Origin of the sequence: Streptomyces sp. NRRL F-525, from assembly GCF_000716605.1 — a bacterium.
Lineage (GTDB): Bacteria > Actinomycetota > Actinomycetes > Streptomycetales > Streptomycetaceae > Streptomyces.
The window spans coordinates 67,311-82,594 of record NZ_JNXE01000025.1 but is presented as its reverse complement, the minus strand read 5'-3'; the positions used below and the strand labels follow the sequence as shown (position 1 = coordinate 82,594).

The 15,284-nt window shown below is 68.7% G+C and carries 15 protein-coding genes; 6 read left to right on the top strand and 9 right to left on the bottom strand.

Annotation, left to right across the window (positions count from 1 at the left end):
* The first annotated feature begins 5 nt into the window (after positions 1–5).
* Positions 6–2,519 carry a right-handed parallel beta-helix repeat-containing protein gene (locus tag OO69_RS30585; RefSeq protein WP_033284060.1) on the top strand — a complete coding sequence of 838 codons (2,514 nt, stop codon included), beginning with the start codon at positions 6–8 and terminating at the stop codon, positions 2,517–2,519.
* 80 nt (positions 2,520–2,599) lie between these two features.
* Here the strand turns inward: OO69_RS30585 and OO69_RS30580 are convergent, their stop codons facing one another.
* The 6 genes from OO69_RS30580 to OO69_RS52585 form a co-directional block, all read right to left on the bottom strand.
* The gene (locus OO69_RS30580; RefSeq protein WP_033284059.1) at positions 2,600–3,277 is read right to left on the bottom strand and encodes a hypothetical protein; all 678 of its coding nucleotides are present in this window, start codon (positions 3,275–3,277) and stop codon (positions 2,600–2,602) included.
* A 207-nt stretch (positions 3,278–3,484) separates the two neighbouring features.
* On the bottom strand, positions 3,485–3,775 hold the full coding sequence (locus OO69_RS30575) for an Imm32 family immunity protein (protein ID WP_033284058.1): 291 nt from the start codon (positions 3,773–3,775) through the stop codon (positions 3,485–3,487).
* Positions 3,776–3,904: 129 nt separating this feature from the next.
* Entirely contained in the window at positions 3,905–4,297 is a 393-nt protein-coding gene (locus tag OO69_RS30570) for a hypothetical protein (RefSeq protein WP_234444571.1), read from the bottom strand.
* 490 nt (positions 4,298–4,787) lie between these two features.
* Positions 4,788–5,042, bottom strand: coding sequence for a hypothetical protein (locus tag OO69_RS52075; RefSeq protein ID WP_033284056.1), 255 nt, complete (start codon positions 5,040–5,042; stop codon positions 4,788–4,790).
* Positions 5,043–5,217: 175 nt separating this feature from the next.
* Positions 5,218–5,484: a hypothetical protein gene (locus tag OO69_RS52590; protein ID WP_033284055.1), complete on the bottom strand. Its 267-nt coding sequence runs from the start codon at positions 5,482–5,484 to the stop codon at positions 5,218–5,220.
* Between the two features lie 685 nt (positions 5,485–6,169).
* The gene (locus tag OO69_RS52585) at positions 6,170–6,337 is read right to left on the bottom strand and encodes a hypothetical protein (RefSeq protein ID WP_199811063.1); all 168 of its coding nucleotides are present in this window, start codon (positions 6,335–6,337) and stop codon (positions 6,170–6,172) included.
* Between the two features lie 455 nt (positions 6,338–6,792).
* On the opposite strand from OO69_RS52585, the gene OO69_RS30555 reads away from it, so the two are divergent.
* The 3 genes from OO69_RS30555 (at position 6,793) to OO69_RS30545 (ending at position 10,029) form a co-directional block, all read left to right on the top strand.
* Positions 6,793–8,016: an ice-binding family protein gene (locus tag OO69_RS30555; RefSeq protein WP_033284054.1), complete on the top strand. Its 1,224-nt coding sequence runs from the start codon at positions 6,793–6,795 to the stop codon at positions 8,014–8,016.
* A gap of 242 nt (positions 8,017–8,258) precedes the next feature.
* Positions 8,259–8,858, top strand: coding sequence for a DUF5819 family protein (locus OO69_RS30550; RefSeq protein ID WP_324604570.1), 600 nt, complete (start codon positions 8,259–8,261; stop codon positions 8,856–8,858).
* Positions 8,848–10,029 carry an HTTM domain-containing protein gene (locus OO69_RS30545; protein WP_033284053.1) on the top strand — a complete coding sequence of 394 codons (1,182 nt, stop codon included), beginning with the start codon at positions 8,848–8,850 and terminating at the stop codon, positions 10,027–10,029. The genes OO69_RS30550 and OO69_RS30545 overlap by 11 nt, the downstream gene beginning before the upstream one ends.
* Positions 10,030–10,423: 394 nt before the next feature.
* Here OO69_RS30545 and OO69_RS30540 read toward each other — a convergent pair whose 3' ends face one another.
* Both OO69_RS30540 and OO69_RS30535 read right to left on the bottom strand, forming a co-directional pair.
* A complete protein-coding gene (locus OO69_RS30540; protein WP_051801285.1) occupies positions 10,424–11,407 on the bottom strand; it encodes an AraC family transcriptional regulator in 984 nt (327 codons plus the stop codon).
* Positions 11,408–11,744: 337 nt separating this feature from the next.
* Positions 11,745–12,581 (bottom strand): alpha/beta fold hydrolase, encoded by an 837-nt coding sequence (locus tag OO69_RS30535; RefSeq protein WP_051801284.1) that lies wholly within the window; start codon positions 12,579–12,581, stop codon positions 11,745–11,747.
* Between the two features lie 208 nt (positions 12,582–12,789).
* Between OO69_RS30535 and OO69_RS30530 the strand changes: the two genes are divergently transcribed.
* Positions 12,790–13,368, top strand: a complete 579-nt coding sequence (locus OO69_RS30530; protein WP_033284052.1) for an RNA polymerase sigma factor — start codon at positions 12,790–12,792, stop codon at positions 13,366–13,368.
* Positions 13,365–14,315, top strand: coding sequence for a hypothetical protein (locus tag OO69_RS30525; RefSeq protein WP_033284051.1), 951 nt, complete (start codon positions 13,365–13,367; stop codon positions 14,313–14,315). Before OO69_RS30530 ends, OO69_RS30525 begins: the two co-directional genes overlap by 4 nt.
* 51 nt (positions 14,316–14,366) lie before the next feature.
* On the opposite strand, the gene OO69_RS30520 is transcribed toward OO69_RS30525, so the two are convergent.
* Entirely contained in the window at positions 14,367–15,284 is a 918-nt protein-coding gene (locus tag OO69_RS30520; RefSeq protein WP_033284050.1) for a hypothetical protein, read from the bottom strand.

Below are 15,284 nucleotides of genomic sequence, written 5' to 3'. Positions count from 1 at the left end.
GCGCAATGAAGCGTCGCAGATTCGGTTCTCCCGACAGACCACTTCCCGCCAACCCCCGCACAAGGCGGCGGACTTCAAAGATCCTGGCCCTGCTGGCCGCAGTGACGGGCGCCCTGCTCGTCCCGGTCACCGCGACCAACGCGGCGGCAGCGGGCACGAGTTACTACGTCGACTGCTCGGCCTCGTCCAACGGCACCGGCACCAGCGCCAGCCCCTGGAACTCGGTGACGGCGGTCAACAGCACGACCTTCACCGCAGGCGACAACATCCTCTTCAAGGCCGGCACCACCTGCACCGGCCAACTCGCCCCAGGCGGTTCAGGCTCCTCCGGCAGCAACATCTCGATGGCGTCGTACGGTTCGGGCGCGAAGCCGGTCATCGACGCGGCGGGCGCGACGGGCGCGGTCATCCACCTCCTCAACCAGCAGTACTGGGACATCGGCGGCCTGGAGCTGATCGACAACTCCTCGTCCCCCGCGTACCGTTCGGGCGTCCTGGCCGAGAACAGCTCCGGCGGCGTCCTGAACCACATCCGCGTCCACGACATGTACATCCACAACATCGCGGGCTACGGCGGCGGTTGGTACGCGACGAACGCCGGCGTCGGCGTCCAGACCGACCACACCACCCCCGTCTCCACCTGGAACGACGTGGTGGTCGAGAACAACACGTTCGACCACGTGGACCGCATAGCGGTGGCGGTGACACCGGACGCGGACGGCCAGGGCACGGGCCTCACCACCGGCACCGTCATCCGCAACAACACGATGACGTACGACGGCGCGGACGACATCCTCGTCGTCAAGAACGACGGCGCCCTGATCGACGGCAACAAGGCGGGCTACGGCGGCGCCAAGTCGACCTGCCCGCCGTCCGGTCAGTACTGCAACGGCGCCTCCGCCGGCATCTGGATGTCCGGCAGCAGCAACACCGTCGTCCAGAACAACGAGGTCTACTGCCACGTCAACGGCGCCGACGGCACCGGCTTCGACGTGGACTGGGGCAACCACAACACCACGTTCCAGTACAACTACAGCCACCAGAACCTCGGCGGCTTCCTCCTGGTGATGCCCCCCTTCACCATCGCCAACGAGCCCACGTCGACGGTCCCCAGCGACGGCACGGTCGTCCGCTACAACATCAGCGAGAACGACGGCAGCAACTCGGGCTGCCCGACGTCGGGCACCCAGACCCACGGCGGCGGAGTCCTCCACTTCGTGGGCGGAGTCCCGAACCAGAGCGGCAGTTCGTCCGCGATCCCGCTCTTCTACAACAACACGTTCTCGGTGCGGGACGGCCTGAGCACGCCGATCCTGTACTCCCGCGCGGGCACCTCGATCAGCGGCGCGCTCTCCTTCCAGAACAACGCGATCTTCAACTACGGCTCCGGCAATTACTTCACCACCACCGGCAGTTCGACGTTCTCCAACAACCTCTTCTACGGCAACCACCCGTCCCGCGAACCCGCGGACGCGGCCAAGGTGACGTCGGACCCGGAGTTCCGCAACGCGGGCAACACGAACACGTCGTCGTCGTACACGGGCAAGAACGCGTACCAGGTCCACCCGTCGTCCCCGGTGATCCGGGCGGGCGCGGTCATCGCGTCAAACGGCGGCTACGACGCCTACGGCAACGCGGTGTCGGCTACGGCGGCCCCCAACATCGGCGCGTACAACGGCACCGGCGGCAACCTGCTCTCCAACGCGGGCTTCGAGACAGGCGCGTTGTCCCCGTGGACCCAGGCGAGCGGCACGGCGTCCTCGGTGACGGCGTCCAACTCCCGTACGGGAGCTGACGCGTTGACCACAGCGGCAAGCGGCAGCGGCGCGAACCAGTCCCTGACCGGCCTCTCGCCTTCCACCACGTACCTGCTGACGGGCTGGGGCAAGGTGGCGACGGCGGGCGAAACCCTGGCGATCGGAGTGAAGAGCTTCGGCGGCACGGAGACGTACACCAACGTGGCCTCGACGTCGTACTCCCAGGCGGCGATCGTCTTCACCACGGGCTCGTCGTCGACCTCGGCGACGGTCTACTGCTGGAAGAACGCGGGCGGCACGGGGGCGGGTTACTGCGACGACCTGGCCGTAGAACCACTGTCGTCGGCTACGAACGCGGTCACCAACCCGGGTTTCGAAACAGGCGCGTTGACCCCGTGGACCCAGAGCACGGGCACGGCGTCGAGTGTCGTCGCGTCCAACTCCCGTACCGGAACGTACGCGTTGCAGACGGCGGCGAGCGCGAGCGGAGCCATCCAGACGGTCACCGGTCTTACGTCCGGGGGCAGTTACCTGCTGGCGGCGTGGGCGAAGGTGGGCACCGCGGGTGAGGAAGTCGCGGTCGGCGTCAAGAGCTTCGGCGGCACGGAGACGTACCTGCGGGGCTCGACAACGACGTACGCACAGGAGCCGATCTTCTTCACGACGGGCGTCTCCAGCACCTCGGCGTCGGTGTACTGCTACAAGAACTCCGGTTCGGCGGCGGGGTATTGCGACGACTTCACGGTGGTGAAGCTGCCCTGATCAAGCCCTTTTGATCGCCACCCGCACGACGCACCCCCAGGTCTGTGATCCGGGGGTGCGTCGCACGGCGGGGGAGGCGTTCACTCGTACCAAAGTCCCGGAAGGGGACCGCGCTTGGTCCTCGCCGGGACTCCGGGTATGACGTCGCCCTGGTCGAGGTCGCCCCGGATGTGCAGGTACAGACTGGGAGTTGGCAGGCCGATGGTCTGGATCCACCCTTTGCCGTGCACGTGCCCCGCCGCGGTCAACTCGGCTTCCTGGCCGTCCGGGGCGATCGTCTTCGCGTAGCTCTGGCAGAGCGTCTCGCCACTGTCGGCGAAGGCGTAGCGAGCTGCGTAGGCGTAGCCCTCGTGGAGCCAGACGTACAGCACGATCGGCTTGTCGAGGACGGTGCGGAACCAGTCGGCTGCTGCCTGGGCGAGTTGGTCCGTCGTTCCGGTGGCGTCAAGTGCCCATGCGTGGGGCCGATCCGGCAGCGTGTACAACTGATTGTGCAGACGATCGCCCCGGACACGGTCACCGACCAGGCGCACACCCAGATCGACCAGGCTCAGGTGCTGAGGGTGTGCCTGGTCGGACAGGCTGACCCAGGCGAGCAGCGCCTCCCAGTCCTCGGGACGCCCGACTTCCCCGGTCACATCGGCCGGCGCCCAGGCCGCGCAGTGCCCGCTCAGCGCCGAGGCGAAGGCTCTCTCGTCGTCGGTGAACTCGCATTCGTCGTCCGGGTCGTCGACCTCGAACCAGGGATGTCTCGGCATGGGATGGACCCTATGACGGCGACCGGGCGTGCCCTCAACGAGTTTCGGGCGAGGGTGAGTTGCAACCGACCCAGGATTCCCTGACTCGGATTCCCCGGCCGACCTGGTGCCGTGCTGGCCTTCGGCCAGGCGAGGTTGGGGATCCCCTGCCGTGCGCTGATCCGGTACCTGCTGCTCCTCGCCGCTTCCCGCGCAACCTGCTACGACTCATTCGTCGTCGCACCTTTCCAGAACGAGGCTCGCGGACCCGGCTTCGAGGCCGTTGTGCTCCTCCAGGTGGAGATGCGCGCCGTCCGGTGTGCCGTCCTGGGCGAGCGTGAGGAGGTGGCCGGCCAGGGTCTTCAGCCCGGCGGAGTTGGCCTCGATGACGATCTCCCGGCCGAGGTTGCGGACCTCGATGCGGGCGCCTTCCTCCCACGTGAAGACTGTGGCGACTCCGTCGGTGAACGCGGTGACTTGAGTGCTGGTCGAGGGAGCGGGGCTGGGTCCGGGGGGCATGCTCAAGGGTCGCTCACCCCAAGGGGCCATGTGGCGTTGGGGGCGCACATTTTCCAAAGGCGCCGTCCTTGTTGAACGGACGTGAACGGGGCTGGATGAGACGGAAACTGAGACGGCGGCGCGGGCCGCCTACGGGCACGACAGGTCGTGAGGCAGGTCGCAGGCGTCGTCGCGGATGTGCAGCCTGCGGAGGTCCTGGACGAGTGCGACGGGGTAGGGATGCATGGCCCACTTGCCGAGATAGCCGGCCTCGCCGTGCTCCTTCAGCACAGTGTGGGCCGCTTCCAAAACGGCGTGGGCGAAGGCCGAACGCGGATAGGTCGCCTGCCACATCACCGTGCCGTGGGAGTCCGGAAGGTCGAGGCTGACGGAGATGTCGGGGAACTGGTGGATGGTCACGTTGACCGCGTCATCCGTCGTGCGGAGCACCCAGCGAAGCTCCTGCGGCTCGGCGTCGAAGAAGAACCGGGCTGAGCGCTGCTGCCCGTACAACTCGCCTGCTCCCGCTACAAGGTCCGCCAACGCGTCAGTGCAGTAGCTGGCGATCACCGATGCCGTACGGGAGTCATCGGACAGGTGGCACCTCGCCCAACCATGCCCCGAGAGTTCCCACTTCAGCTGAAGGGCACCGGCTGACCCTTGATCCATCGACACGGGTTCAGGCTAGTGGCATCGACTGGCCCTGGGGTTGGGGAGCTGAGGGTATCTGCGGCTCGTTCTGGGGCTGACCTGCGGTGAAGCAGCATAGGGGTTTGGTGGGCGGTCGGCTGGTGCCCGGCGTTCCCCGTGATTCTCCGCGCGATCTGGCACACGTCTGGCACGTGGCCTGTCACCGACCACATCGTGATGTCACTGCTGTCGGACACAACGCGCGCCACGAGCGACCACTACGAAGTTGTCTTCTCCTCCTTCCTGCGCGACGACACACCGGCCCCGGTTCTGGCAGCCCTGCGCTGGCATCTGGGCTCTGCGGGTTCGTCCTGGAGGGCCGCCTCGAACGCTCGAAGAGCCGCTAGTAGTAACTGCTGTGTACGGCCCAGACATCGATGACAACCATCGTCAGGACCCACAGGGCCGCGACACCGAAGACGGAGCGTTTGACCAGCCGGGTCCGGTGCCGCACCACGGTGGTGAGCTGTTCTGTGTCCCTGCCGTCAGGTCGTGGGTAATCCCGCCATCGGCCTGTTCCTATCCAGACTGCCGCCAAGGCCAGGGCGATCCAGACGGTCCACTCTCCCAGCCGTTCACCGAGTTGGTACAGCGTCATCGGTAGACCCCCCTATCCCCAGGACAGAAGGACCCTACTGCGGCCGCGGGACAACAATTCGGCGGGGGTCGACAGCCGAAGAGGACGTAGGCAGTGGCCTGTGGTGTGGGTCGGCGTTGGGCGCTGCCGGTTGCTGGACTTCGTCGGTGTACAGCAGGATCGAAGGATGTCCCGATCAGCAGGCGCGCACACTGCCGATCCGTGCCCGCGCTGCCGCGTTGAAGCGGTCCGTCCGGGCAAGCCGATGACTGTTGGGGGACGCGATGCGGTTGGCTACCACTGCGATCACTGTGCGCATGCGTGGACTCGGCAGGTCGAGGATGACCTGGACGTCTACGACATCGTCAGGGTGGACCTCCCCGACACCACGCTCTACGGCATCGTCTGGCAGGTGGACGCCGATCGCGTCCAGGTGCGCGGTGCGGGCGGTGATTGGCTGCATGGACGGCCGTCTCGCGGGGGGAGCCTGGCTGGTCCTCGCGGGGCGGGGGAGGCGTCTCAATTCTCCCCAGGTGGGCTGAGGCGGTCAGCGCTCCCGGGATCGTCCACGTGGTTGTGGGCGTCGACGGTGATCGGGGTTGCTCGTCCCTTGGATGTGACCAGCCAGGCAAGCACTTGCTCGGTCAGTGGGCCGTTGTCCGGTCCCTCGTCCTTCCAGTACGCGTGCCATCCACCTCCTGAGATGGTGCCGCGCTTGGGGGTCGACGACAGGTGCTACGTGACGCACGCGGTCGTCGTCCATGACAGCGGTCGGCCTCGATGAGGCCTTGACCAACTTCGGCGCGCTGACGGGACCTCGCCTTGGGAGGCTCAGGCGTTGTGTCATGACCGAGTTGTTGCTCGGCTCGTCCAGTTTGTGGTGCGCCCCGCCCCGTGGCCCAGACATCAAAGAATCTCCAGGCCAACGACCCGGGGGGTTTCTCCTGGAGCGGGTGGCGAGAATCGAACTCGCGCTCTCAGCTTGGGAAGTGAGGACGAGTTCCGGGCTGTACGGCTTCGAAAAACGCTGGGCAGGCCCTGTGCGCGAACGGAGCTCGCGCATCGTTCGGGTGGTGGGACGTTCCGCTCGAGGAATCCTTCGCGCGACGCGATGTGGAAGGTGTTGCCTTGTCCGCGGTCGGCTGCCGTCAGCGGAGAGGGCGGCGACTGCGCCGGGACAGCCGTACGGCTGCGAAGGCCACGTCGGCCGCCAGGACCGCGATGCCGATGGCCAGCAGATAGCCCAGGCCTTCGGCTGCCGTGCCGATGATTCCCAGGACGACGGCCACGAGGACCAGCAGCAGGAAAAGCACCACGACTCCGACACCTCCCTTGGGCCCGACCTGGTCGTTCAGTGGCGCGCGAGGTGCTGCTCGCCGCCGGCGCCCGGTTCGTAGGCCATACTGCCGTGCCCCAGTCCGAGGGCCGCTTCGAGCGTGTCGACTCTGCGCCCCCTCCGGATCGGCGACGTAGTCGCCCGCGCAGACGGCCCCGCAACGACTCCGGCGTGTACAGGCCGGAGTCGCCCTTCCGGGACGTTGCACGTGAGAGCGCACCAATCCGCGATCAATATTACAAGGGTCGAGGCCATTCAGCCCATTATGTATTTCTATGCATTTTGCGAATTGCTTGCCGATTCCAGTGAAGTCACTCGAATGAATCGTGACTCGATTCTATTCCTGCGTAATATGCCAGTGACAGATAGCAGGAGATTCCTCGCGACCGAGAACCACCAAACAGGCACCATCCCCTGATAGGAATTGGCCCCTCGATGACGCTGAATATCCCTGACGCTCCACTACGGCGCACCATGTCGGTCTGGCTCGCGGCGCTGACGGCCGTGGTGATCGCCGCTGTCGTGCTCGCGATGACGCCGACACGCGCAAGTGCCGTTGCCACACCCGTACCTCTCGGTACGGCGACCAGCTTCGCCGTACTGGCCGGTTCGCAGGTCACCAACACCGGGCCCTCGTCGATCACCGGTGATCTCGGTGTGTCGCCGGGAACGGCCATCACCGGATTTCCGCCCGGCACCGTGATCGGGGCCCAGCACTCCGCGGACGCGGTGGCGCTCCAGGCCAAGAGCGACCTGGTCACGGGGTACAACAACGCCGCCGGTCAGGCGCCGGACGTCACCTACCCCACCGCTCCCGACCCCGTGGAGCTCGGTGGCAGGACGCTGGATCCGGGCGTCTACAAGGCACCCATCTCCGCGGGCATCACCGGCACGCTGACGCTCGACGCGCATGGGGACCCCAATGCCGTATGGGTCTTCCAGATCGGTTCGACCCTGACGACGGCGTCCGGCAGCAACGTGTCGCTCGTCAACGGCGCCTCGCCGTGCAACGTGTACTGGCAGATCGGCAGTTCGGCCACGCTCGGCACCAACTCCACGTTCGTGGGCACCATCATGGCCCAGGAGTCGATCACCGTCACGACGGGAACGACCATCGCCGGCCGGGCGCTGGCCCGTACCGGCGCCGTGACGCTGGACAACAACACGATCAACCGCGGTACGTGTGCCGCAGGCGGAACCACCGGTGGTCTGATCACGGGCGGCGTCGTGGCCGGTGCCACGTCGGGCGGTGCCACAGCGGGCACGACGGGAAGCGCGACGGTCGGCGTCATCGGCGGCGTGCCGACGGGCGGCGGAACCGGTGGTCTTCTCGGCGGTGTCCTGACCTCGGGTGGAACCACCGGCGGCGCCCTGGGCGGTGTCATCGCGGGCGCGACCACCAGCGGCACCACGGGCGCTACCACGGCCGGTACGACCGGCGGTGCGACAGCCGGTTCGACAGGCGGCTCGACCGGTGGAAACGGCCATCACGATCACGGCCACAAGCCCAACGGCCATGACCACGGACACAAGCCCAACGGTCACGACCACGGTGGGAAGCCCGAAGAGCACGGCGGCTACGGCCAGGATCACGGCAAGCCCGACAAGCCCGAGGGCTATGGCAGGGCTCACGAAGGCCACCACAAGAAATCTGCCTAGCTCCGGCATCCCTTGAGCGGGCAGGACGAGCGGCGCGCGACGGATCGTTGTCGATTCCGTCGCGCGCCGTTGGCGAAATCTCAGGAGAGACAGTGAGAGAAGCCAGGACGGAAAGGCCGGGTGGGGGCATGCCGGGCGGCATCGAAACGGTGGACGTCGACGCACCGGACCGGGGTGGAACAACCCTTTCCCGCCAAGGGAGTTCGAAGCCTCCGCCGCTCCTGCTGAGGGCGGGGCTGAGGGTGGGGACGAACGCCGCCGTGGCCCTGTGTCTGGCGATGGCCCTGGTCCACGTACTCCTCGTGTTTCTGCACGTGGCGCCCCCGAACCCGCTCTCCCGGCAGTACAGCCGCCAGGTCAACGCGTGGGTCTTCCCCCTGTTCGAGCAGAACTGGCGCCTCTTCGCACCGGATCCGGAGTCGGTCAACCGGCAGATCTCGGCACGGACCATGCACACCGCCCCGGACGGCAGGGTGCGCGTGAGCGGCTGGTTCGATCTGAGCGGCGTCGACAACGCGGCGGTGAAGCACGACGTCTTCCCGAGCCACACCGCGCAGAACATGCTGCGGCGGGCCTGGAGTTCGTACCTCGAAACCCATGGCGGTGACGACCGGCCCCGCTCGGAGCGGGCGCTGATGATGCAGAAGTACCTGACCGACATCGCGGCGGACCGCATCACCGACCATCGCGGCGGCACGTTCGAGTCCGTCCAGCTGCGGGTGATCACCATCCCCATCGCCGCGCCGGCCGAGGGGCCCGGCCCCGGCTCGGCCGCTGCCACGCCGAAGTCTGTCGAGACGCGGTATCTGCCCTGGTGGAAGGTGACCTCCGATGGAAACTGAGCAGGCGCGGCAGGCACAGCAGGCACAGCAGGCACTCGCTCCGCACCGAGGTGTCCCCCCTGTCCCCGACGGGGCGGACGCGGGCCCGCCGCGCCGCGGACCGGAGCGGGTCGGTGCGTTCCTCACCGTCCTGACCGAGCGGCCGGTCTCCCTCTACGCCGCGGCCGTTCTGCGCATCGGCTACGGCCTCCTCTACCTCGTCTTCCTGCTGCGCGAGTTTCCGCACCGCGACGAGATCTGGGGGCCCGGGTCACCGTGGACACCCGAGCTGGCCAGGGAGTTGTTCGGTCAGACCGGGTGGGCCAGCATCCTCACCCTGTCCGACAGCCGGCCCTACTTCGAGACCTGCTACGCCCTGGCCCTCGTCACGTCCGCGCTGTTCCTGCTGGGCTGGCGGACGCGGGCGGTGTCCGTGCTGTTCGCGGTCGTGGTGGCGTCGTTCCACGCCAGGGCGATCTTCATGACCGACGGAGGAGACAACCTCATCCTCCTGATGGCTCTCTACCTCACCCTCACCGCATGCGGCCGACGCTGGTCCCTGGACGCGCGCAGAGCCCGTCGCCGGGCCTCCGCGGGGAAGGGGGAGAGCGGCTCGACAGACTCAGGAGCAGACGGGCTACGGCACCAACTGGGCGTCTCCCGACGGACCTTGACGGCCGTGCTCCACAACTGCGGCATGTTCGTCATCGCGGCCCAGGTCTGCTTCCTCTACGGATCCGCGGGCCTCTACAAGGTGCAGGGCGGCTCCTGGGGCAACGGCACAGCCCTCCACTACGTCCTGAACCTCGACCTGTTCCGGCCCTGGCCCGAGCTCTCCCTCCTGGCGGACGAGCACGACGTGCTGATCGCCGTCGCCTGCTACGTGACCGTGCTGGTGCAGGTCGCCTTCCCGTTCGTCCTGTTCGGACGGCTCAAGTACCCGGTCCTGACCGTGTTGTTGGGCATGCACCTGGGCATCGCCGTCCTCATGGGACTGCCGCTCTTCTCCTCCGCGATGATCATCGCGGACGCCGCGTTCCTGCCGGACCGCTTCTACCGAGCACTGGGACGACTCTGGCAGCGCACCGGCCGGTGGACACCCGCCGGCGAGGCCGGGGCTCCGTCTGGCGCGGCAAGGGTGCGCGTGCCCCCACAGTCCGCACCGGCAGGTCAGGGCTCCTCGGCGGGGTGATACGGCAATTCCTTCTTCGTGATGACTGCGAACCCGGGACCGTCCGAGGGCCGGACGCGGGGTTCTGCCTCATCGGTGCGTCATCGGTGTGCCGTCGATACGGTCAAGGTCCGGGCCGGCGCCGACTCCGGCCCGGACCTTCTCTGGTGTCGAGCAGTACACCGCGGCGGGGTCCAGGCCCGCGTGTGCGCTGCCGACCCGCCCGTAGCTGTCGGGGGGCGCCGACGGGCGGCGACCGGCCCGAAGGGGTGGATATGGGCCGGCCGATGTCCGCGCGGCGGACCGAAGGGGCGGACGCGCGAACACCATGAATCTAGGGCGTGGTTGCCGCCGCGCACGATCCGCTGAGCGCGGCTGTTGTCCGCGGAACGCGGGGCGATGGTGTGGGCCGTGGTCACCCGGAACGCAGTGTCTGCGAGGGCAACTCGCCGAAGCGCGCCCGGTAGCGGGACGCGAAGCGGCCCAGGTGGTCGAAGCTCCAGCGATGGGCGACCTCGCTCACGTTCACTTCGCCCGGTGTGCCGCGGCGCAGCTCGTCGTGGGCGCGGGTGAGGCGGACGTCGGTGAGGTAGGCCAGCGGGGTCATGCCGACGTACTGCTGGAAGGCTTCCTGGAGTCGCCGCACGCTCACCCCGGCGAGCACGGCCAACTCTCCTACCGTGAACGGGTGTTGCGGCATGCTGTGCATCGCCTCGACAGCCCGTTTGACGGGGCCCGGGCGCAGGGCGGGTTTTGGCCGGTCGAGCTCGTCGCGGTAGCGGTGGCCGGTGGCGAGGAGGAGCCCGGTCAGCAGGGCCTCCTGGAGCGGGCGGGCGACCATCGGCCGGGCGAGCAGGCCGCCGGCCCGCATCTCGTCGAACACCCCGCGGATCATCCGGACCCAGCTCAGGCCCGCGCCGTGCGCGACGTCGAGTTCGGGCGTGAGGACGACGGGGGTGCGCAGCGGTCGGCCGAGAAGGCGTTCGAGTTGATCGTTGAGGGCCTTGGGGTCGATCTTCACGGCCAGCATGGAACAGTCGGTGCTCACCCGATCCAAGGCCGTGTCGCCGTGCGGCTGGAAGACGGCGGCGTTCGCGGTGGTCGCCACCGCGTTGGTGTGCCGTCCTTGCCGCCAGGCCAGATGGCCGCCCAGGGGGATGTCCACGTGGTAGGAGCCGAGTTCCCCGAACCGTATGCGTACCTCCGCGCCGAAGGAGAGTCGTCCGACTGTGAACGGACCGAGTGCGGCGATGTCGTACCGGGCCGTGAACTGGGCGCTGCCGTCGGGCACGTCGATGAAGTTGGCGTAGAAGCGGTCTCGGAGGACCTGCCTGGCCTCGTCCACATCCGTCGTCCGGAACTTCAGCACATCCTGGCCCTGGTCGGGCGAGTGGTGCATACCGCGACCTCCTGCGCCTTTGGACCGTACGAGGGACGGGGCACATTATCGCCACCCAATGCCCGCTGCCGTGCCCCTGTTTTTCCATCTCACGGTGGATCTGGCCGGAACGAGACGTCGCCTCGGGCCGACTTCGCCGGAGATCCTGGAGCGTCTGTGGTGCACGGGCCTTGTCAGTGACTGCCCGTACGCTGCGGAGTGCCGGGGTGCGGGCGGGCGTTCACCTGGGTTCATGGGCGGTGCCTGGGGAAGGGGTTGACCGCAGTTCGTCAGGTACGACAACCAGGGCCCAGGTCACTGACCCGGGCCCCGGCCGCGCATACGGGCTGGAGCAGCCTCAGTCGGTCTCCCCCGGCTTCACCACCGTGCTCACGAAGTTGCCGATCGCGCCCAGCGTCGCGCCCAGCGCCTCGATCTGGGGGAAGTGGGCCGCGTCGGCGATCGGGGCGAAGTGGCCGTTGGGGAAGGAGTCGGCGTAGCCGCGGCCGTACTTGAGGGGGGCTATGCCGTCTTCCTCGCCCCAGACGACCAGGACCGGGACCGTCACGCGGTGGAGGCGGGCGCGGAGCTTCGGGTCGTAGGTGAAGTGGTCGCCGCCGTAGACCGCGAGGGTCTTCTGGTTGGCGCCGGCGGCAGCGCGCTGTTCGTCGGTGAAGGAGGCGAAGTCGGGGCGGAACTTGGCGTTGGCGAAGGAGAGTTGGCTGACGTCGGCGGGGGCCAGGGTGCGCGGGTCGACGACGCGGTTCTCGACCATGTGGGCGTGGATGCCGACCGCGTTGAGGAGGGTGAGCGCGCCGATGCGGCCCTGGTTGTCGCGGAGGGCCATCTCCGCCGCGATCCAGCCGCCGATCGAGTTGCCGATCACCATGACGCCCTTGAGGTCCAGCGTGTCGAGCAGGTCCAGGTAGGCGATGGCCAGGTCGGCGACCGTGTCGAAGCGCTCCGGGCGGGGCGTGCCGTCGAAGCCGGGGTGGGTCGGCGTCACTACGTACACGTGCTCGGAGAGGGCGGCGGAGATGCCGGCGACCGTGCGCGGGCCCGCGCCGCCGTGGAGGACCAGCACGCCGGTGCCCTCGGTGTTCTCGCCGAACTCCTGGATGGTGACGGTGAGTCCGCCGGGGAGGGAGACGGTGCGGGGGGCGGTGGGGGCGGGGGTGGAGGCAGGGGTGGTCATGGTGAGGTCCTTGTCCTTGTGCGTGCTGGTGCTTGTTTTCGCTTGCTGAGAGCTGGCTCTCATTAAGGTAGGGGGTGGACTCTCTTTATGCAAGCCCACTCTCATGATGGGGGTTGCGTATTGGTGGGGGTGGGGGCGCGAACGCTCTTGGGGTCCGATGACAAGTACGGGGTGAGACCGTCGTCCGGCGGTCGGAAACGGAGACTCGGTGAAACCGGATGAACCGGGAAGCGAAGCCCAGTTGACGCGGTCGGCGCAGGGCGACTCGGCGGCCTTCACCCACCTCGTGAAGGCCCACTCCTCCGCCCTGCACGGCTACTTCGCCCGGCGCATGCCCGCCGCGTCGGAGGATCTGCTCGCCGAGACCTGGCTGCAGGCGTTCGCCGCCCGGCGCACGTTCGACCCGGCGCGCGGTTCGGCGCGGGGCTGGCTGTTCGGGGTGGCCCACAACGTGCTCAACCAGCACCTGCGGCGGGCGGGACGGCAAGAGCCCGCGCCGGGACCGGATGTCACCGACCCCTGGCAGGTGGTGGACCAGCGGCTGGACGCCGCCGCGATGGCTCCCGCGCTACGCCGGGCACTCGCCGAACTCCCAGCGGACGAGCGGGAGTTGCTGCTTCTCATCAGCTGGGAGCAGCTCAGCCCGACCGAGGCCGCCGCCGTCGTGGGGATCCCGGCCGGCACCGCCCGTTCGCGGCTGCACCGGGCCCGCGGCCGACTGCGCGACCGCCTCACACCGCCCCGCCCGGCGGGACGGAACCTGACCGCGACGGGAGACCTCGCATGACCATGTACGACGACACGGAGGCGAACGGTATGAACGAGCGAGGCGCACTGCTGGACTTCCCCGGCGCCGATGAACTGGCGGCGGCGGGCCACGTCGAGCCGCTGTCGGAACGGGCGTTGGCCAGGGTGCTGGCCGAGGTCGAGGCGGCCGTGGCGACGGAAGGGGCGACCGTAACCGCCAAGGGGGCGACCGGCGTTGTCGTCGCGATGCCGGAACGGCGGCTGCTCGGGCGGCAGTTCGGGCGGCGCCGGGTCCTCATCGGGCTGCTGACCACGGCCGCGGTGGCGACCGGCGTGGTGACGTACGCGAACAACGGCACGACCTCGGCGGGCACCGGCACGCACAGCGAGGCCCGGGCGAACACCGCGACCGTCTTCCTGGACGACATCTCCACGGTGGCCGCCAGTCAGTCGGTGTCCTCGGGGAAGTACTGGAAGACGCGGACGACGGTCGGGACCACGTACATCTCGCAGTCCATGGACTACTACGTCATCAACGGCGGCAAGGCGTACCGGAAGGGGCTGCGGCCCGACTGGCAGGTCGGGCCGAAGGACCTCGACTGGAAGGGGCTGGAGCAACTGACCACGGATTCGGGGAAGTTGCTCGGCCTGCTGCAGTCCCCGCCGCGGCCCAAGAGCATCTCGCCCTTCGACCAGGCGGTCACCCTGCTCACCGACTCCCCGGCGAGCCCGAAACTGCGGGCCGGGGTCTTCAAGGCGATGGGCGGCCTGAAGGGCGTCAAGCTGCTCGGCCAGGTCAAGGACAGTACGGGGCGCGGTGGTACGGCAGTTGAGTTCGCGGAGGCCAAGAGCCTCGGCCAGGTGATCGTCGACCCGAAGACCAGCGCGATCCTGGAGTACACCTTCACGTGGACGGCCGGGCCCAGCAAGGGCAAGGTCACCCATCAGACGTTCCTGTCGACGGGCTTCACGGACAAGATCGGCTGACCTGGGGACGGGTGGTGGGTGGGGGAGCCATCCCCCACCCCCTCCTCGCAGTCAGGCGTCCGGCAGCGAAGCCGCCAGGTCCTCCCACGCCCCGTGCACGTCCTCCCCGACCATCCCGAACTGCGTGACGACAGCGACGCATCGACCGCCCTCGTCGTCGAGTTCGAGCGCCGAGGTCGGACCGTGCGCCGCCGCGGAACGCACGAGACGGCACGCCCGCACGGCCGCCAGATCGATCTCCACCGAGCTCTCCGCGAGCGCCGCGAACACCCGTCCGCCCACGGTCCGATCGGTGACGTGGACCCGTCCGGCGCACGCCTGCATGACCGCCGGGGCGAACACCGCCACCCCGATGGGCAGTCCGACGGAGCAGACGTGGTCGAGCACCGACGCCACTACGTCGATCTCGATCGCCCGGTGTTCACCGCCGCGATAGCGGTGGAACGCGGCGCGCCGGGCGGCCCCGCCGTCCGCCAACACCGCGTCCAGCTGGGCGAGTTGGTCGCCGGTCTCCCAGGCTGGGACCTCGGGAGGCGCCGACGCCACGGCGGCCCGCGCGCCGGCGTTGACCGTGGGAGCCAGACCGACCAACAGCCGGTCACCCTCGGACAGCAACCGCCCCTGGTGCACGGTCCGCCCCGCCACGTCGAGCAGGCGCAACGCGACCGCGCCGGTGTCCGCGTCCCGCGCGACCACCGCCGTGTCGATCCCGTCGCCGTCGAGGCGCAGCGCGATCGAACCGGGCCGGACGGCGAACGCCTCGCCGCGCAGACTCGGTTGGGCGTAACTGCCCGCCTGGTCGATCCGGGCGACCGGACCTCCGGTCACCGCCTGGACGTACTGGAAGAGCGTCAGGCATCGCGCCAGCTCCGGCATCCGCGCGTCGATCAGCCGCACGCTCCCGCCCCGCCGCGCGCCGCAGCACCCCTCGAACGCGCAGGGCCGGTAAGGGTTGTTGTGGTCCGCCAT